The organism is Anaerovorax sp. IOR16 (assembly GCF_017168145.1).
Taxonomy (GTDB): domain Bacteria; phylum Bacillota; class Clostridia; order Peptostreptococcales; family Anaerovoracaceae; genus IOR16.
Genome location: NZ_JADQTL010000011.1, coordinates 56,569 through 71,281, shown reverse-complemented (window position 1 = coordinate 71,281; position 14,713 = coordinate 56,569). Strand labels below are relative to the sequence as shown.

Annotated in this window: 16 protein-coding genes; all 16 read right to left on the bottom strand. The window is 39.4% G+C overall.

Going from position 1 to position 14,713, the window contains the following annotated elements; all coding sequences use genetic code 11:
* Positions 1-12: 12 nt before the first annotated feature.
* Positions 13-4,365: an LPD38 domain-containing protein gene (locus tag I2490_RS14190; RefSeq protein WP_206460430.1), complete on the bottom strand. Its 4,353-nt coding sequence runs from the start codon at positions 4,363-4,365 to the stop codon at positions 13-15.
* Positions 4,366-4,376: 11 nt separating this feature from the next.
* Complete coding sequence (locus tag I2490_RS14185; protein ID WP_206460429.1) at positions 4,377-5,624, bottom strand: hypothetical protein; 1,248 nt, start codon at positions 5,622-5,624, stop codon at positions 4,377-4,379.
* Between the two features lie 60 nt (positions 5,625-5,684).
* Positions 5,685-6,431, bottom strand: a complete 747-nt coding sequence (locus I2490_RS14180) for a trypsin-like peptidase domain-containing protein (protein ID WP_206460428.1) — start codon at positions 6,429-6,431, stop codon at positions 5,685-5,687.
* 53 nt (positions 6,432-6,484) lie between these two features.
* Complete coding sequence (locus tag I2490_RS14175) at positions 6,485-6,628, bottom strand: hypothetical protein (protein WP_206460427.1); 144 nt, start codon at positions 6,626-6,628, stop codon at positions 6,485-6,487.
* 10 nt (positions 6,629-6,638) lie between these two features.
* Positions 6,639-7,607, bottom strand: coding sequence for a hypothetical protein (locus I2490_RS14170; RefSeq protein WP_206460426.1), 969 nt, complete (start codon positions 7,605-7,607; stop codon positions 6,639-6,641).
* Positions 7,608-7,609: 2 nt separating this feature from the next.
* Entirely contained in the window at positions 7,610-9,394 is a 1,785-nt protein-coding gene (locus I2490_RS14165) for a hypothetical protein (RefSeq protein ID WP_206460425.1), read from the bottom strand.
* Positions 9,391-9,768 (bottom strand): hypothetical protein, encoded by a 378-nt coding sequence (locus tag I2490_RS14160; RefSeq protein WP_206460424.1) that lies wholly within the window; start codon positions 9,766-9,768, stop codon positions 9,391-9,393. The genes I2490_RS14165 and I2490_RS14160 overlap by 4 nt, the downstream gene beginning before the upstream one ends.
* A gap of 70 nt (positions 9,769-9,838) precedes the next feature.
* Positions 9,839-10,084 carry a hypothetical protein gene (locus I2490_RS14155; protein ID WP_206460423.1) on the bottom strand — a complete coding sequence of 82 codons (246 nt, stop codon included), beginning with the start codon at positions 10,082-10,084 and terminating at the stop codon, positions 9,839-9,841.
* Positions 10,085-10,093: 9 nt separating this feature from the next.
* Entirely contained in the window at positions 10,094-10,915 is an 822-nt protein-coding gene (locus I2490_RS14150; RefSeq protein WP_206460422.1) for a N4-gp56 family major capsid protein, read from the bottom strand.
* Positions 10,916-10,928: 13 nt separating this feature from the next.
* Positions 10,929-11,735: a hypothetical protein gene (locus tag I2490_RS14145; protein WP_206460421.1), complete on the bottom strand. Its 807-nt coding sequence runs from the start codon at positions 11,733-11,735 to the stop codon at positions 10,929-10,931.
* 27 nt (positions 11,736-11,762) lie between these two features.
* Positions 11,763-11,978, bottom strand: a complete 216-nt coding sequence (locus I2490_RS14140) for a hypothetical protein (RefSeq protein WP_206460420.1) — start codon at positions 11,976-11,978, stop codon at positions 11,763-11,765.
* Complete coding sequence (locus I2490_RS14135) at positions 11,975-12,214, bottom strand: hypothetical protein (protein WP_206460419.1); 240 nt, start codon at positions 12,212-12,214, stop codon at positions 11,975-11,977. The genes I2490_RS14140 and I2490_RS14135 overlap by 4 nt, the downstream gene beginning before the upstream one ends.
* Before the next feature lie 5 nt (positions 12,215-12,219).
* Positions 12,220-12,591: an ABC transporter ATPase gene (locus I2490_RS14130; protein ID WP_206460418.1), complete on the bottom strand. Its 372-nt coding sequence runs from the start codon at positions 12,589-12,591 to the stop codon at positions 12,220-12,222.
* 12 nt (positions 12,592-12,603) lie between these two features.
* On the bottom strand, positions 12,604-12,798 hold the full coding sequence (locus tag I2490_RS14125; protein ID WP_206460417.1) for a hypothetical protein: 195 nt from the start codon (positions 12,796-12,798) through the stop codon (positions 12,604-12,606).
* Entirely contained in the window at positions 12,773-14,518 is a 1,746-nt protein-coding gene (locus I2490_RS14120; RefSeq protein ID WP_206460416.1) for a portal protein, read from the bottom strand. Before I2490_RS14120 ends, I2490_RS14125 begins: the two co-directional genes overlap by 26 nt.
* On the bottom strand, positions 14,511-14,708 hold the full coding sequence (locus I2490_RS14115; protein WP_206460415.1) for a hypothetical protein: 198 nt from the start codon (positions 14,706-14,708) through the stop codon (positions 14,511-14,513). The genes I2490_RS14120 and I2490_RS14115 overlap by 8 nt, the downstream gene beginning before the upstream one ends.
* Positions 14,709-14,713 lie beyond the last annotated feature (5 nt).

Sequence of the window (14,713 nt, the reverse complement as noted above, 5' to 3'; positions counted from 1 at the left end):
CCTTATTGCGTGTTACTTAAATTGTTTCCTATAATGTCCTACTGTTTTTGATACGCCAGCGGCTTCGTATAGGATTTGAAGCTGTTCTCTTGTAGCTGTTGGGTTCATTTTGTCTATGTATGCCTTTCTCTTTTTGGATACATTTTTCAGGCTTTCCCCGTTTTCGTCTTTGTCACTTTCGATTCGATTTGCACCGCTTACAGTCTTTGCGTAAATATCCGGCTTAAGTCCTGCAGGTTCTGCGTACTTTTTATAGTTTGCTTTTTGTCGATCGCTCATATAGGAGATTTCCGGAATGTATGTCTTCTTATATTCCTCATAAGCTTTTTCCGCTGCGGTTGTCGTGCTTTCTGCAATGTTTAAAATCTGTTTGCGGATTTCTCTTAATTGAAGTTCTTTTTTTACTCCATCCGGCATATTGGCCATGATTTGCTTTTCTTGCTTTCTTAATTCTGACATTTCCAAAGATGCTTTTGTGTACACGGAGAGTCGTTTTTCCTCCGGCGTGATCCATTCTTTTGGAATGTCATTAATAAGGTTGTTGTCAGACTTGATTCTTTTTGCATCTTCGAACTTATCATAAAAGTCTGTTTGGATATTGTTGTTATAAAGAACGTCTGCTGTAAATGGTCTTGTCAAGACCTTGTTTACTGGACTATCTCCTTTTGTTGTTGCCGGAAGGAGAAGATCTCCAATAATGCCCGTGTAAGAATCAATAATGTAATCAATTTGTTTTGGAGATAGACCTTCCCCGTTATTGACTCCGATTTTTCTCATTTCATCTCCTAGCCATTTTCCTATTTCCGACGTTGCATCGTCATATTGAAGATACTTGGATCTTGCATCCCCGTAACCTTCGTTCGTCATGGACGTAGGTACGATTGCGCGATTCGCAAAGTCTTTATTTCTTGGCATGTAATAAACAAAAGGTGATAGGATATTGTTTTCAATCGGATTCGAAGGAGAGAAGTTGGTTGCAACTGTATTTCCGAATCCCTTGAATGGTTCTTTTTGTCCTTGTGCTGCTCCATACAGTCTTTCTGCTAAGGTCGAGAAGATTACACCACTTTCTCTTGATTTTGGTATCTTGATATATTTTCCTTCTCCAGTAGGGAATAGGAAGTAATTGTCTTTGGTTCGATTATCCAGTTGTTCATAATTTGATTTGTCTTCAGGAGTCCTATTGTTTATGGCGTACATTGCCGCCGTTGGTACGGTTATCACTCCAAGTCCTTTTGCCCACGTTGATGGTTTTCTTAATGATCTAATGGACTTATCTATACCTTGTACCGATGGATTCAGATACGGAGTAACACGGTCAATGGATTTTGTTATATCTCCGTGTCTTCCGAAGTTTACCGTTACCTCGCCTTGGTTGTAGATACCTTTTTGTTTTGCTGCATAATCTCCACCTTCTCTTTTTACAGTTCCTAGATACTCCCCAAATCTCGGTAAAGTCTCAGTGGCTTCGTTGAATGTGCTTATGGTTTCCCCTGTCTTTCTCAGTATTCTTGTCGGTAGTCTATCCGGGACTAAACCCCTTTCGGAATTAAAGAACCCGTTCATCTTACCACCAAGCGCTAAAAACTCTTGGTAGGTTTCGTCATTCTTTGCCATATGTTTTCCTGCTTCGATGAGGTTACCGGCCCATTTAATCGGATTGTTTTCCGTGCCTTGAATGTAGGCCGTCGGAACGTCTCTTGCAATGTTTCTTAATGCGAAGAAAGGATTGTATCCGGTGATTAATGCTTTAAATGGATTAGAAGCATATTTTCCCACTGCGTTTGCCAAACTATCAAGCACGCCCTCATTTCCGGTACGATTCAGAGAGTTTAGAGCGTCAAACAAGTCTTTATGTACTTGCATCCTGATAGGTTTTCCGTTTTTCATTGCAGTCACATAATATTTTCCCATACGTTCATCAATTTGCAACTGCTTGTTTGCTAAAGTCTCAATCCCGTCTATCCCGTTTTCATTAATGGCAGTTTTTGCGTTTTCCAGTAAAGAGGCATCTAGCATTTTTCCGCTGTTATCGTCTGCAAGTTTTGCCCATTTTGACATTTTAACCGGTTCTTTTGTTACTGCATCAAGTAATCCGTTATAGATTTCATTTTGTCTTGCTGCTTTCATGGCTTTTTGGATCATGATTGGATAGCTTCTATTTATAGCCATGATTGGATCATTTCCTCCGGTAGCTCCTTTGATTCCTGAATTTGCTTTCAATCCTTTCGGAGAATACCTTTTCCCGGCAACGCCCCCCGTTTCTCTGAGTGTCGGAACGTAGTCAGGGTACATCGTTTTAAGAAGATTGGCAAAATCCTCATTAATCAACCCACTTTTTACAAGCCAGTTATCAATGAATTTTCCATTAAACTCATTAAGCTGTTTACTCTTATCTGCAAAATGAGGATAAAGCTTTTCGTACTCCTTAACAATCTGTCGTGACATTTCGTCTGTAATGGTCGGACTCATACCGTCACCTATAAAGATAGGTTTTTCTTGTCTGTAACGAGCGATATTGTGTTTATGCAATAAATAGTCCTTTAAAGCGTCTTCTTCGCCCTTAGTCGTTCCTAGGATGCTTTCTAGGCTGTTTTCTCCTATCTTTTTGCCTTGCATATCCACCAAATTCTTTCGGAAGGCATACTCTGCGCTTCCTCTTACGTTTCTCGCATTCGATCCTAGAATTTTAATGTCTTTGTCTGCTGTTTGCTCGATACCTCTCGTCGAATCCGTTAAAGCAAATTGATTGTCCACAATATTAGTGTAGAACTTTTTTAATGGATTGGATTTTTCTGTAATGTTAGTAGCAAATTGTTGATTTTTAGGCATTTTTTTATCGAAAAATTTCGGAAGCTTTGCATTGACATTCAAGAAATGCTGTGGTACTTTTAAGTTAATAGAATCGTTTTCCACTATACCACGTTGAAGACTACTGTCGGCTCGTGGTTGTGGATTAGCGGTTCTATTTTTATCTAATCCAGTAAAATACAGCTTGTTTGTTCCATCTTTTAAAGCATTCGATCTTGTCGTTGCTGTTGCAACATTATCACCTAACGAAATATTCGTTCTGAATAGATCAGATCTCAAAACATCTTCCCTTAATCTTTTATCTGGTTCACTAGCAAAATAATGTGCATTTTGAACTACTTCATCTAACTTTTCTATTACCGATATGAGTTCTGGTGTAATTTCTTGTTTTGAAGCAATTTCACCTATTCCTTTTGAAGATATATCCATTTTGTAAGGAATTCCCTTCACCTTAACGCCATTTACCACATATGATTTCCCACCAAATAATTCCTTTAATTTTGATTTAACTTTTTTTCTTGTGTCAGCATTTGTGATGCTCTCAATCGACTTTGCTAAGTCATTTATTCTGTCTTGTTCTATGTAGATTGTTTTGTGTTTTAAGTTTGAGTCATTGGTAGGGTATCCTCTATCTCGTAGTAAATTGGATTGTTCTGGTAATAATAACTTTTCACTTTTTTCTTCTTTTGTAGTGCTTATGGGTTTTCGTATATCAGATTCAAAGGAATTTTTACGAATAGTTTTATACTTTACTTTTCCATCCGGCTGAACTACCGGTATTTTCTCTACTCCTTCTTTAACTGTTCGAAGATCCCCTGAGAGCGTTCCTCTTTTTAACGCTTTCATGTAAGTTTCCGAACCTTCTCCAAGTCCCCTTGCCAGCTTTATATCTCCAGCAAGACCAAGCGGTGTAAAGTCGATCGGATCGGTTGACATTTCATTTAACAGATTATACGTAGAGCCAAGAAACTCATTTTTTTTCATCAACTTATCTGTAATGGTTTCTATTTTTCCCCGTCTTTTTACTACCGCCTTGTCATAATCCGATTTATCCATATTGTATTGAAACTTCGGTTTTTTTCCATGTGCTAAAGCGTCTACTGCGTTTATTCCGTTCAAATACAATGATTGCCCAGCTTGTACGCCAGTTCCGACAAAGTTTAATCCGGCTCCTAGGTAGTTTCCTTTTTTCGCTTTATCTACATAGGTTTCTTTTTTATCAAATACATCATTTAATGGGTTTGATTTCGGTACGGTAATTTGTTTTTTCTTAGGTGGCGGAGTTTTCTTTTTTGATTTTGTTATTGTTTTTTTCTTCTCCGGTTGTTTAAAAGCCAATGGTAAAGGTTCGAGAGCCTTTCCGGTCGGAGCTTGTACATAATGGCTGCCTGCTTTTACCGACTTTGTAGAGAACCCTCTTGCCCGGTCTGCTTCCGCATGAGCTCTCGCCATCCCCGCTTTATCACCTTTCTTATTGGCGATTATCCAGGCGTTTTGTGCTCTTAGTTCAGCTGCTCTTTTCTTCTTCATTTCATCTAATAGATTTTTAGCCATAAGGCACTCCTTTACATTCCCAACCTACGTTTTGCTTCCGCTTCGTCAATCAGTCCGGCTTCTAATAGCTTAATTACATTCGATTGATTAGCAGAGTAACTAATTGGTTTCGATGTCGAAGGTTTATAATAAGGTTTACTGGTTTCATAATCGCTCTTTGCTTTTTTTAGAGCGTTTTCAAAGTCTTGCTGCCTTGCCGCCTCTGCTGCCGCTTGCTGTTCTGCAAGTTTATTTTTTCTTGCAGCTGTTAAGGCTCTGATCTCATAACTATCATCGGAGTAACCTTGCGATTTCAAACGATTGATTTCGGCTGCGTAATCGTCAGAATATGCCCCGATCGTATTTGTGAACTCTTCTTTTCGAATTGCGTCTTGCTGCGCTTTATAGGCTCGCTCTGCGTTCATCTGTTCAATATAGTTTTGCATTCTTTGCGCTTCCGCTTCTGCGCTCGCACCTGCTACGTCAGATTGGTAATTCGTTTCAATGTTTGAGCGGTCTCTTCCGATTCCTGCCATATCTGCCGCTTGCTGCCTGTCTAACGCGCCAAGATCATTTTGCAGGCTTGCGTTACGATAGATTTCCGGCATTGCAGCGGCGTTCCCACTCACACCTCTCGCTCCCATATACTGAGCGAAGTTCATCGCCCCTACATCGCTTCTAGCCGCCGCTTGGTTTCGTTTCCGATAATAGTAAGGCTCAATGGATGCTTGCCGTTCTTTTAGTCCTGCTAAAGCGTTGTTTCTTGCTGTCGTCAGCGCTGAAATTGCGCTTTTTTCTCTTGCCTCTGCAAGCTTATCTAACTGTTCTTGATAATCCGGTTCTATCGGTTCATCATACCTTGGTTGTGGTGCTTGATAGATTTGCCCTCCTATTACTTGCGAGGTATAATCATCGCCTTTCCCGGCTTTTATTGCAAGCTTTTCATTTCGGACATCTGTTAGCCATTTCTTTTCTGCCTCACTTTTGGATGCATTTATTTTTGCTGCCCAATCCGTTGCTAAGATTTTATCGCGGCGATCGGAAAGCATCTTTTGGTAGGCAGCATCAGACGTGCTCCCCCCACTGTTTAAATAGTTATTCATGTTTTGAGCAATATTTCCGCTGTAAATCCCAGCGGAAGGAGCATTGCTTGATGGTCTGCTGTTTGAGCTTGGTTTGCCGGATGAAGAACTTTTGCTTGAAGACCCACCCGAAGACACTTTGCTTAAACCACTGGCTATTTTTTTTGCCGTATCTTTTATTTTTGAAAATAAGGACATGTTATACCTCCTTGCACTAAAAAAGGAACACGTTTTCGTGTTCCTTTCTGATTTATTCTATTATAGTTCTTTTCTGATATCGTTAATTGGAATCATTGCACATAAATCACTACCGTCTAATCCATTAGCAAGAATTCCTACTAATTCACCTTGCATATTAAAACAAGCACCCCCACTGGAACCGTTATCAATTTTTCCCCAAAGCAATATTTCTTTTTCTCCATTCGGATAACGTTCTAATACATTTGCATACGTTATTTTGTTTTTCTCTCCTTTTGGCGAAGTTATGAGGATTACTTTATCACCGACTTTTACTTCGTCGGAATCTCCTATTTTCACCGGCTTAATATCTTTATTTGGAGAGTCTAATATGCTAGCATCTAATGTCGAATTGCTTTTATCTAATGTTAAGTCTAGCTTATCCGATGTAAAATGTTTTGTGTTTCCATTGGTTACGTGGTCACAGCTAAGAATCTTTCCGTAATCAATATATACACCGCTTCCTTGATGCCCTTCTGTTCCTTTTTCAGAAAAGAGCATTACGCAACTTTCGGCCAGTTTCTGAGTATTAACGGTATTTATGTCAATTTGCTTTGTTGTATTGTTATATCCTACTTCTGCGCCTAGTGTTTCTGCTACAGTTCTAAGTGGTAGGTAGGTTGTGTTGTTGTATGTTACAGGATTGCAATTTACTTTTGATCCGTTAACATACAGGGTGGAGTTTGCATCATTGAAAATATACGATGCTCCGTATACAGTTGTGGTTAATGTAATGGTTAAGATTACCCCTAATAGTAATTTTTTCATCTTTATCACCTCGTTATCATGGTAACCTATATTTTATGCAGGTGCAAGGTGTTTTATTCTTCGTCCCATCTATATGGTTCCATATAACAGTCTTTAAAGACACAATCACCATCGTAAAAACAAGGGCATTCGTTACATTTGTCCGATTCATACATTTCCTTACACTTTGCTTTTAAGGCTTCTATTATTTCTTTCATACTTACTCCTTTATAGGTTTGCATCTAAATTAATAAATCCATCAACAGGAATACGTAATATACCAACATCACCTATATTAGCACTTGCAACACTAACTTTAATATTTACTATATTACCAACCATGGTATAAAAAGTTACATCCGTAGGTGTTAAAATTGCACTTGAAGTTCTAACTGTAACGTTAGACCACGTTACAGTAGGGTTTATTCTTAATTCCGTCGGTAATCCAAAAGCAAAAAGATATGCATTTTGCTCAGTCGAAAATCCAATACACGGAAATGCTGTACCTTTAGATGTTAAGCGATATTGAAACCTCTGACACTTTCGCAATGTATCACCGAAGTCTTGTGGCGGGTCATTTAGTATTGTTGAGACTGTGCCTTTTTCGAGTTTTACCCTTTGTATAATGTGCTTAACAGTATCGTAAAAAAGAATTCTAACCGTTTTCTTATCATAATAAGTAAGCACTGCAAGTTCTATATTTGTTCCTATTTGGGCATTCCATGTATTTGCGTCGAACGTTAACGAGTGCACAATTCCATCAATTATGGCCGAAAAAGTGTACATTCCTTCATTTGGAGCGAATTCTAATAATTGCGCAATCCCTCCATATCCATCCGATACTTGTATGCCCAATCCATTCGTTTCGAATGTGTATGTGGTATTGAGGGTTATGTTTATGTAACTTTTCCATCTATCTATAAAATACATAGATGTCGAAGCTTTCCATCCGCTTGGTGTACCTTTTTGATTTACAATGGCATCTTTCAGTTCGAAATATGCATTATTCAACAAGTTCGGATTGCACGGTATATTTTCAACGTCTTTTAAATGGACTTGGTTAAACCACTCTACAAATGTTTTTCCGAACTCGTCAAATTTATCTTTGAATTCTTGTTCTGTTAATCCTCTTTGGTCGGCTTCTGTGGCTAGTTCCCCTATAATTGTTGTTTTTACCGGGCATTGTGTGAGTGCCATATTTACCTCCTATTCTTCACTTCTCCGCCGATTCTTGACGGGATTGTGATTGATAGCACGGTTGCAGAATCCGTACCGTTATTTGTTATCTTTAATTTGAAGTAGTCTATTTTTTTCGCCCTTATCTTGAATTTAAAGGGCTGCGGGGAGTAATTCGTTGCAAAGGAAAACGTCGCAAAATTCCACGTCGCAAAGTTGCTTAATGAATATTTCGCCGTATAGACTTCGGACTGGTTTGACTTGTCCGTCTCATAGGATAAGTCGATGTGTGTTTGCGCTAAAGGTTTTATCGCGACAAACATTCGTCCTATGAATTTTCTTAACCACTCAGCTCCGAAGTTATAGAATCCCATTTCCCACTGTGCTTCAATCGGTTTTCCGTTATAAGTTCCTAGGCTTTCATTAAACTTCATTATTTCTCCATTCGTTGTGCCGAAATATAAATCTTTTTCAACGATTGTGAAACAAGTCGGTGTATCCGGCAAATCCAAAGCGTACCATGCATCTACACGATAGTTATACATCCATACCCGCTTATCTACTGCAAGTATATATACGCCTCTATCATCCCAGTCGAAAGTAATCGCTTTTGTTAAATCAACTTCATCTAAGTCCGGTTGGATTTTCTTTGATACCCATTCTACATTCTTTTCGTTTAAAACATAAGTAGATACCCACTGATACACGCCTTTATACACGGTAAATGGGTTATTCATTATAATTCGCGTTTGTCCTTTTGCAGCGTTTCCAATTCGAGAATTCATTGGGAATATCGGAAACAAAGTTGTGACAATACCGGTATAAGGATCTGTCGTTGTTTCCTGCTCTGAATACCAGCCACTGGCTCCGTTTGCATCTCCATGAGTAAAAATAAGCTGTTTGTTGTACTGGATGCACATGTCTGTTATTTCATGTTCTCCTACATTGGAGTCCGAGAACTTCGGAAAGTAGGTCGGGTCACTGCTACCTGACATTGTTATCCCTGAAGGATAGCGCGTATTTTTATGATCCGGATTTCCGAAGAGCCAAATACGCGAATAATAGATGCCGCCGTAGTAATTATTCTTTGTGATTGATTGGCGGTCTTGCTGGTTGGTTTTTGTCCATGTCGGAACCACGTTATTTACCCCTAAAATCGGCTTTGTGACAAACGTTATAGTCCCCAAGATTAAATCCACCGTATAATGCGTGTCTTTGGTCTGTTCTATGCCATTTACCACTACAGAGTCCACGCTTTCAATGTTATATTCCGGAAGCTGATAAACAGTCGATACCCCGTCAGAACTAAATTTCATGCTTTTTTGTCCTGTCAGATAGTTTATGCTTTCAAGGATTGTTCCTCCTCCAGTCGGCGGTGCTGCTGTAAAGACGGTCGGAACATATCCTTTTACTGTTGTAATGTTTCCGGTTCCGGTCCATTGACGGTACTCGTTACCATCTAGGATATAAAGAGTATTGTTTGATACGAAGAAATTAGTCGGGAATGCATCTGCTATCGTTCCGATGTTTATATTTTCATGTGTAGTAAGATTGTGCTCGTACACAAGTCCACCACAAGTAAATACTAGATGCGGAATCCCTTGAATGAGTCCGTACCACATGCCATTTATCTTTTTGGCTAATCCGTTAAATAATTGTTCATATCCAAACATTTTCTTAAGCTTCAAGTCGTCTGTTATCATCCAGTTCGACATGTAGCTTGCTTCACCCGGTTTTAGCAAGGTCTCTGTATCTGACTTATTAACACCGAGGAAGGTGTCTATTGTAAGTAGATTTAAATTGCTCATACCAGTCCACCATATACATCTGTTATTTTTACATTGAGCGAAGGTTTCGAAGCGGTTCGTTTTAATTCTCTGTATTTTGAAACACAGACACTTGCAAGGCTATCATTTTGGTCGGCTAATGCGAAATGATGTGCTAGATAATACGCTCCTGAAGGGCAGTTCACATCACTGATTGGCAATCCCTGATCTAACGATGTAATTTTAATTAAATCAGTTTTGTTTTCTAATCGCCCGATTTCTCTTTGCCACATATCCAGTAAAAAAGGAGCTCGGTTTTGATATTCCGCAACTTGTGACGGGTTAACCGTACCGCTGTCGCTTAATTCATCAATGATGGATACCGCAATGTCAAAAACTTCTTTTCCTGTATACATAGTTACTCCTTTCTAAGCAAAATAAAGGCAGCAAGCTACACTCGTAACCGCTGCCTTATGGTGAAAAGCATTATTCGGCGTTTTCCGCCTTTTCTTCTTTTTCTTCCGCTTCCGCTTCTTCTATTTTTTTCAGTAACGTTTCCATTTTCATGGAGTTCGTTGCTTTGATTCCCAAAGCTTTTGCTCTTTCAAGCAATTCTGCCTTTTCTTCTTTTTCTTCTCCTGCAAGTTCATAGCCTTCTCGTTCGAGCATGGACACTAAATTTTTGTTATCCGTCTCAAACTTGGCTTTTGTTTCTTTATGTACGAATATCATAGTTCCTCCTTAAGCGTTCATGTGCTTACAAATTGCATCTTTTTTGCTATCGAAAACGAAGCAATCGTAGATATAACGCATTTCAATTAATTTCCCGTTAATTCCTGGTGGGTTCGTATGTACCTTTAACTCTTCGAGCTTTAAAGGTGAACATGAGCAGGACGGATGGATTAACAAGAACCCTACGTTTGCCGGGAAGTATGTTGTCGGAAGTTTCATCATTGCAGTGCCGTCCACTTCTCCAAGTTGCCCCTTCTTTAACATGTCTTGCGCCATATCACTGGCTTTTACAAAGTTCGGATCAAGCTTGAAAAAGTTGTATGATGCAGGTGTTAAATAGCAAAGTCTACCGTCAATAGGAATTTTGTTCTCGTCAAGATATTCCTGTGCCGTAAGGAACTTAGTGTAAATGTTGTCCTTTGATAAGGCCACCGGTGTTCCGGTTGTATTAAGCGTTGCGCACCATGTAGCAATACGGTATGCATCCAATTCCGGGCGGAATACTTCGTCTGTTTGTCTCGCTACTACCTTGCCCACTTCTTTGATGCCCATTTGCTCGCTGTCGTTTCCTTTATCAATCGTAATTGACACGGAACGATCTTTTGTCAGTGTTAAATCCTGTTTGGTGTCTTGTAGCTCCGTCGGGGTTCCATAACGTGACGTTCCTGTTCTTTCGTAATCGCCAAGCGCCACGGTCGGAACAGAGTAAACGGTTACTGTTTTAACTCCTGCCCAGTCGTAGTCTTTATTAAGGCCAACGTCTGTACGTGATTTTAGACTGTATCTTTCAACAACCTTTTTTGAGTATTTTTGAGCTAAATTAATTGCCATATGTTTTTACCTCCTAAATGGAATTGAACCCATCTAAAAAAGGGTCGTAGTTTGGATCGTCGCTACCGAAAGTAGTTACCGAACCAACTGGCGCCCTTTTTGAGTTCTCTTTATTTTGTTTTAACGTTTTGTTTTGTTCTTTTAGAATCCGAAGCTCGTTATACCGCATGCAATCAAGAAGAGGCTTTCCGGTTTGTGCTTGGTATTCAAATACTTCTTTCGGAATGTCTTCCGGCCTTACGTCCGGATACTCAGAAATAAACTCTTTGTACTCTTTGGTGGAGAGTTCTTCTTGCTCTGCTGCTTCCGCAATTTCCATTGCCCTTCTTACGTCAGGATGTTCTCCAACTAATCTCTGAATCTCAGTAGGATCTACGCCTTTCGACGCTAGTTCCTGCTCATATAAGGCCTGCTGATACTGGGATTCCGTTGTGATAGGATTGCCGTTCCATTCATAACCTTGCGCGGCTATGTATTCGTCAATCGCCTGTTGCTTTGCTTCTTGCGCTGCTCTTTCAATGGCCTTATCGTAATTCATGCCTTTTTGGATTAATGGAATCGCTTCTTCTTCTCCCAGCTCCATATCTTCATGGTTGTATTTAACTTTGAGTTTATATGGTTCCGGATCCGTCACGTCTCCCTTTGGTTTGGTATCCTCTTCGGTTTCTATGACTTCTGCTCCTTCTGGCTCTTCTACGGATTCCTCTGAAAAATCTAATTCAAAGTCGTCTCCGCCTCCGCTGTCCAATTCACTAAAGTATGGTGTCTTTAATTTGTGAAATATCATGTTTTTGTCCTTTCCGCCCTGTGGTTTGGGCATTAAAAAAACACTCTATCGAGTGCTTGATTAACGAAAACGGTAACTTACAATTTTGATTTGATCGAAAGACTTCAACTCTAAGTCGTCATTGTACGCCTTATCGTAGTATTCTTTCTTGCCTTTGAAATTCTCTTTTGGGTTTATGATTAACTCTGTTCTTGGACAGTTTGGAACTGTAACTTCTACCACAACATCGTTATGGTCTTTATCAAATTCTTGTAGGAAGATTTCTTTTTTAGTCATTCTTTCTCCTTTCCCCACCCAATAGGTTCATTTATGGTGGATTCACACATTGGCTTACCAAATAATGTATGTGGTGGTCTTTTTGATATCCCTTGCATTGCCACTTCTCTATGCTTGCATTTAACTTGTAAAATTATCGAATCTTCAATTTCACTATGCTGTATGTCTCTTTCTAAAATGTTGCATTGTTCTTTTAGCCTGCATACATCTTTTTTGGTACAGTCGTCGCAAATCATAACTATTACACCTCACTAGTTCCTTCCACATTTCTGTTTTCTCTGCCGATAGTTCTTTTTCTTAACCAAAGCAGAGCCTCTTCAAGTTTTGTAATGGCGATTGCATTATCCCGACAAGCATATTCCGACTTCTGAAAATGCTCCAAGCGGCAGATAACCATTGCAATCAAATCTTCGTTGCAGACGCCGTTTACTCCATTCTCTTTGATAGGTCCTTCTTGGAAATGAATATCAGCTAATACCGGCGCTTCTTCTCCTTCCGCTAGACTCTTTCGACTCAATACCTTGAATCTGTGTGGTGCATTGAATTTAAAATCTTCTTCATGGCGCACCTCCGTGTACTTACTTGTTAAAAGATCATGTTTTAATTGTTTCATATCGTTTCCTCCTTAATTAACTTTATTTCTAATGGTTTTCACAACCGTCTTCGGATTGTTTCTGTCTGGTCCTGCGTAATTTTCACAGTTTGGATTCGGGCAGACCATTGTTAGCTCACAATATACATCCTCTGAGTCACGTTCACTTTTTAACTGATTGTTTGCAATTTGCAATTCCGCGTTACATTTCGGGCATAGGTGTTCCATTTTCCATTCCTCCCATCATTTCCATGATTTGTGTTTCATAAGCTTGTGGATCACTGTTTCTGAGCTCTTCAAGCTGTATTTGTACTTCTTTCGGCAGAGACTCAACAAACTGTGCCATTTGCTCATAATCAGGTTTTTTCAGCTTTTGCATATCATCTAGTTCTTTTTGTTTCTCTTTTAACGTCTTGATTAACTCTTTGTTTTGGTAGGACTCAGGAAGTGCTTCTAAATAAGTGATTAAATCAAACAAAGGATCACGCATAGAAAGAAGGTTGTCTAACATTTCAACCTGTGCAATCTCACTCCAATAAGTTGATGGTCCTACATCGCACTTGGTATTGAGCCACATATTCTTAAGCTGCGAAAAGTCGTATTCCACAAGCGCACCGTCCACAACAATTTTACGTGTTCCGTAGTAGGTTGCGATCATATCCATAATAATCTTTCCATTATCCTCCATCCACTCGTAAAGGTTAGACTTTGGATTATCTAACGGAATGTTGGATTGTTGTACCGTTATAGCGATAGATCTTCCGCTTGCTGTTTCAGGATTGATATTCCCGGACATTGCGTCATTAATTCCTAGTACTTCTTTCGTGTATTGTATTGTCATTTCAAATACACGTACAATAGCTGCGGAAATATCTCCAGCTTGCAGATAAGCTGCAAAGTCTCTTACTTTTTCGCCAGATTCCAAACCTTGTACTGCGATAGCAGAACCCACGTCATTTGTCCACTCTGTAATTTTTTCAGCGTTATAAATCGGCTTTTGAAAAGCATTGTTCATTTGATGCAAAACGATAAGGAATAGCATTCGATTAATGAGGATTTGGTTCGGGATTATCCCCGAACAAAGCGAGTTGCCATGATAGCAATTCTTTTGCTTTTCCCAATTCCCCCACGATATAGGGTAATAGGTGAGTCCAGTTTCTTCGTTTTCATAAATAATCGCTGTTTCTGTGGATTTACTAGCTTTTATCGTCTGTGTTTTATGGTCGTATGTATACGTGATTACATAACTCGCTTTTCCGAAGTCGTCTCCTTTAATTTCTATTTTTCCGTTATCTCCGGCTACATAATAAGTGTCGCTATCTGACGTTACTTCCTCTGCATTTTGCTTGTGGAACTCAGCTTCTCTTTTTAGATGTTCAACCATCGCTCTTCCAGTTACTTGGATATATGGCTGTACTCTAGTGTCTGTGCTTGGGTTGTTTGGGTTTCCAAAATAAACATTTGAGCCGTCTACCAGCTCAAAACATATTTCTCCTTCCGCATCTCCCAAAGTTCCACCATACGGCTTTCTCGTTGTATCAAAGTACCAATGCCCAGCATAATCTCCTGTGATTGCTCCGTCTTTGATTGCATCCCGGATACGGTTATCCATTTTGACTTTTTCAAAGATATTTGCAACCTCTGCAGTTACCAGGTCCTTTGCTTCTTTATTTGCTATCTCAGATTCGTCTTCTGTGCCCTCTCGATATGTTAAAGGAGTATACTGTAAGCTGATTTTACTCGATGTGATTGAAGCAACAAACATTTGAATGGCTCTTTTAATGAAATTCAGAACCGGTGTAGGAAGTCCGTTCGTTTCAATTCCGCGCCATTGGTCGCCCTGTTCAAAGGCAATGTTTAGGTCTATTGTTTCGTAGTAGCTTGGATTTAAGCTGTTATTGAATTTTTTACCGTTTTCTAACTTTATCCAGTCTTTGGTCTTATTCACGTCTCGCCCTCCTTGCTACGTCTATGTTGTAGTTCATAATATTTTCAATGGCTTTTCTTTTTCGTTCTCTTTCAATCTCTGCCGCTTTGTCGACTTTGGGTTTTACTTTTATTTTTCGGTAATAAAAAACCACCATCGTTACGATAGTGGCCAAAAGGATTAAATTGGTTATTATGAGTATAATAATCACTGTTT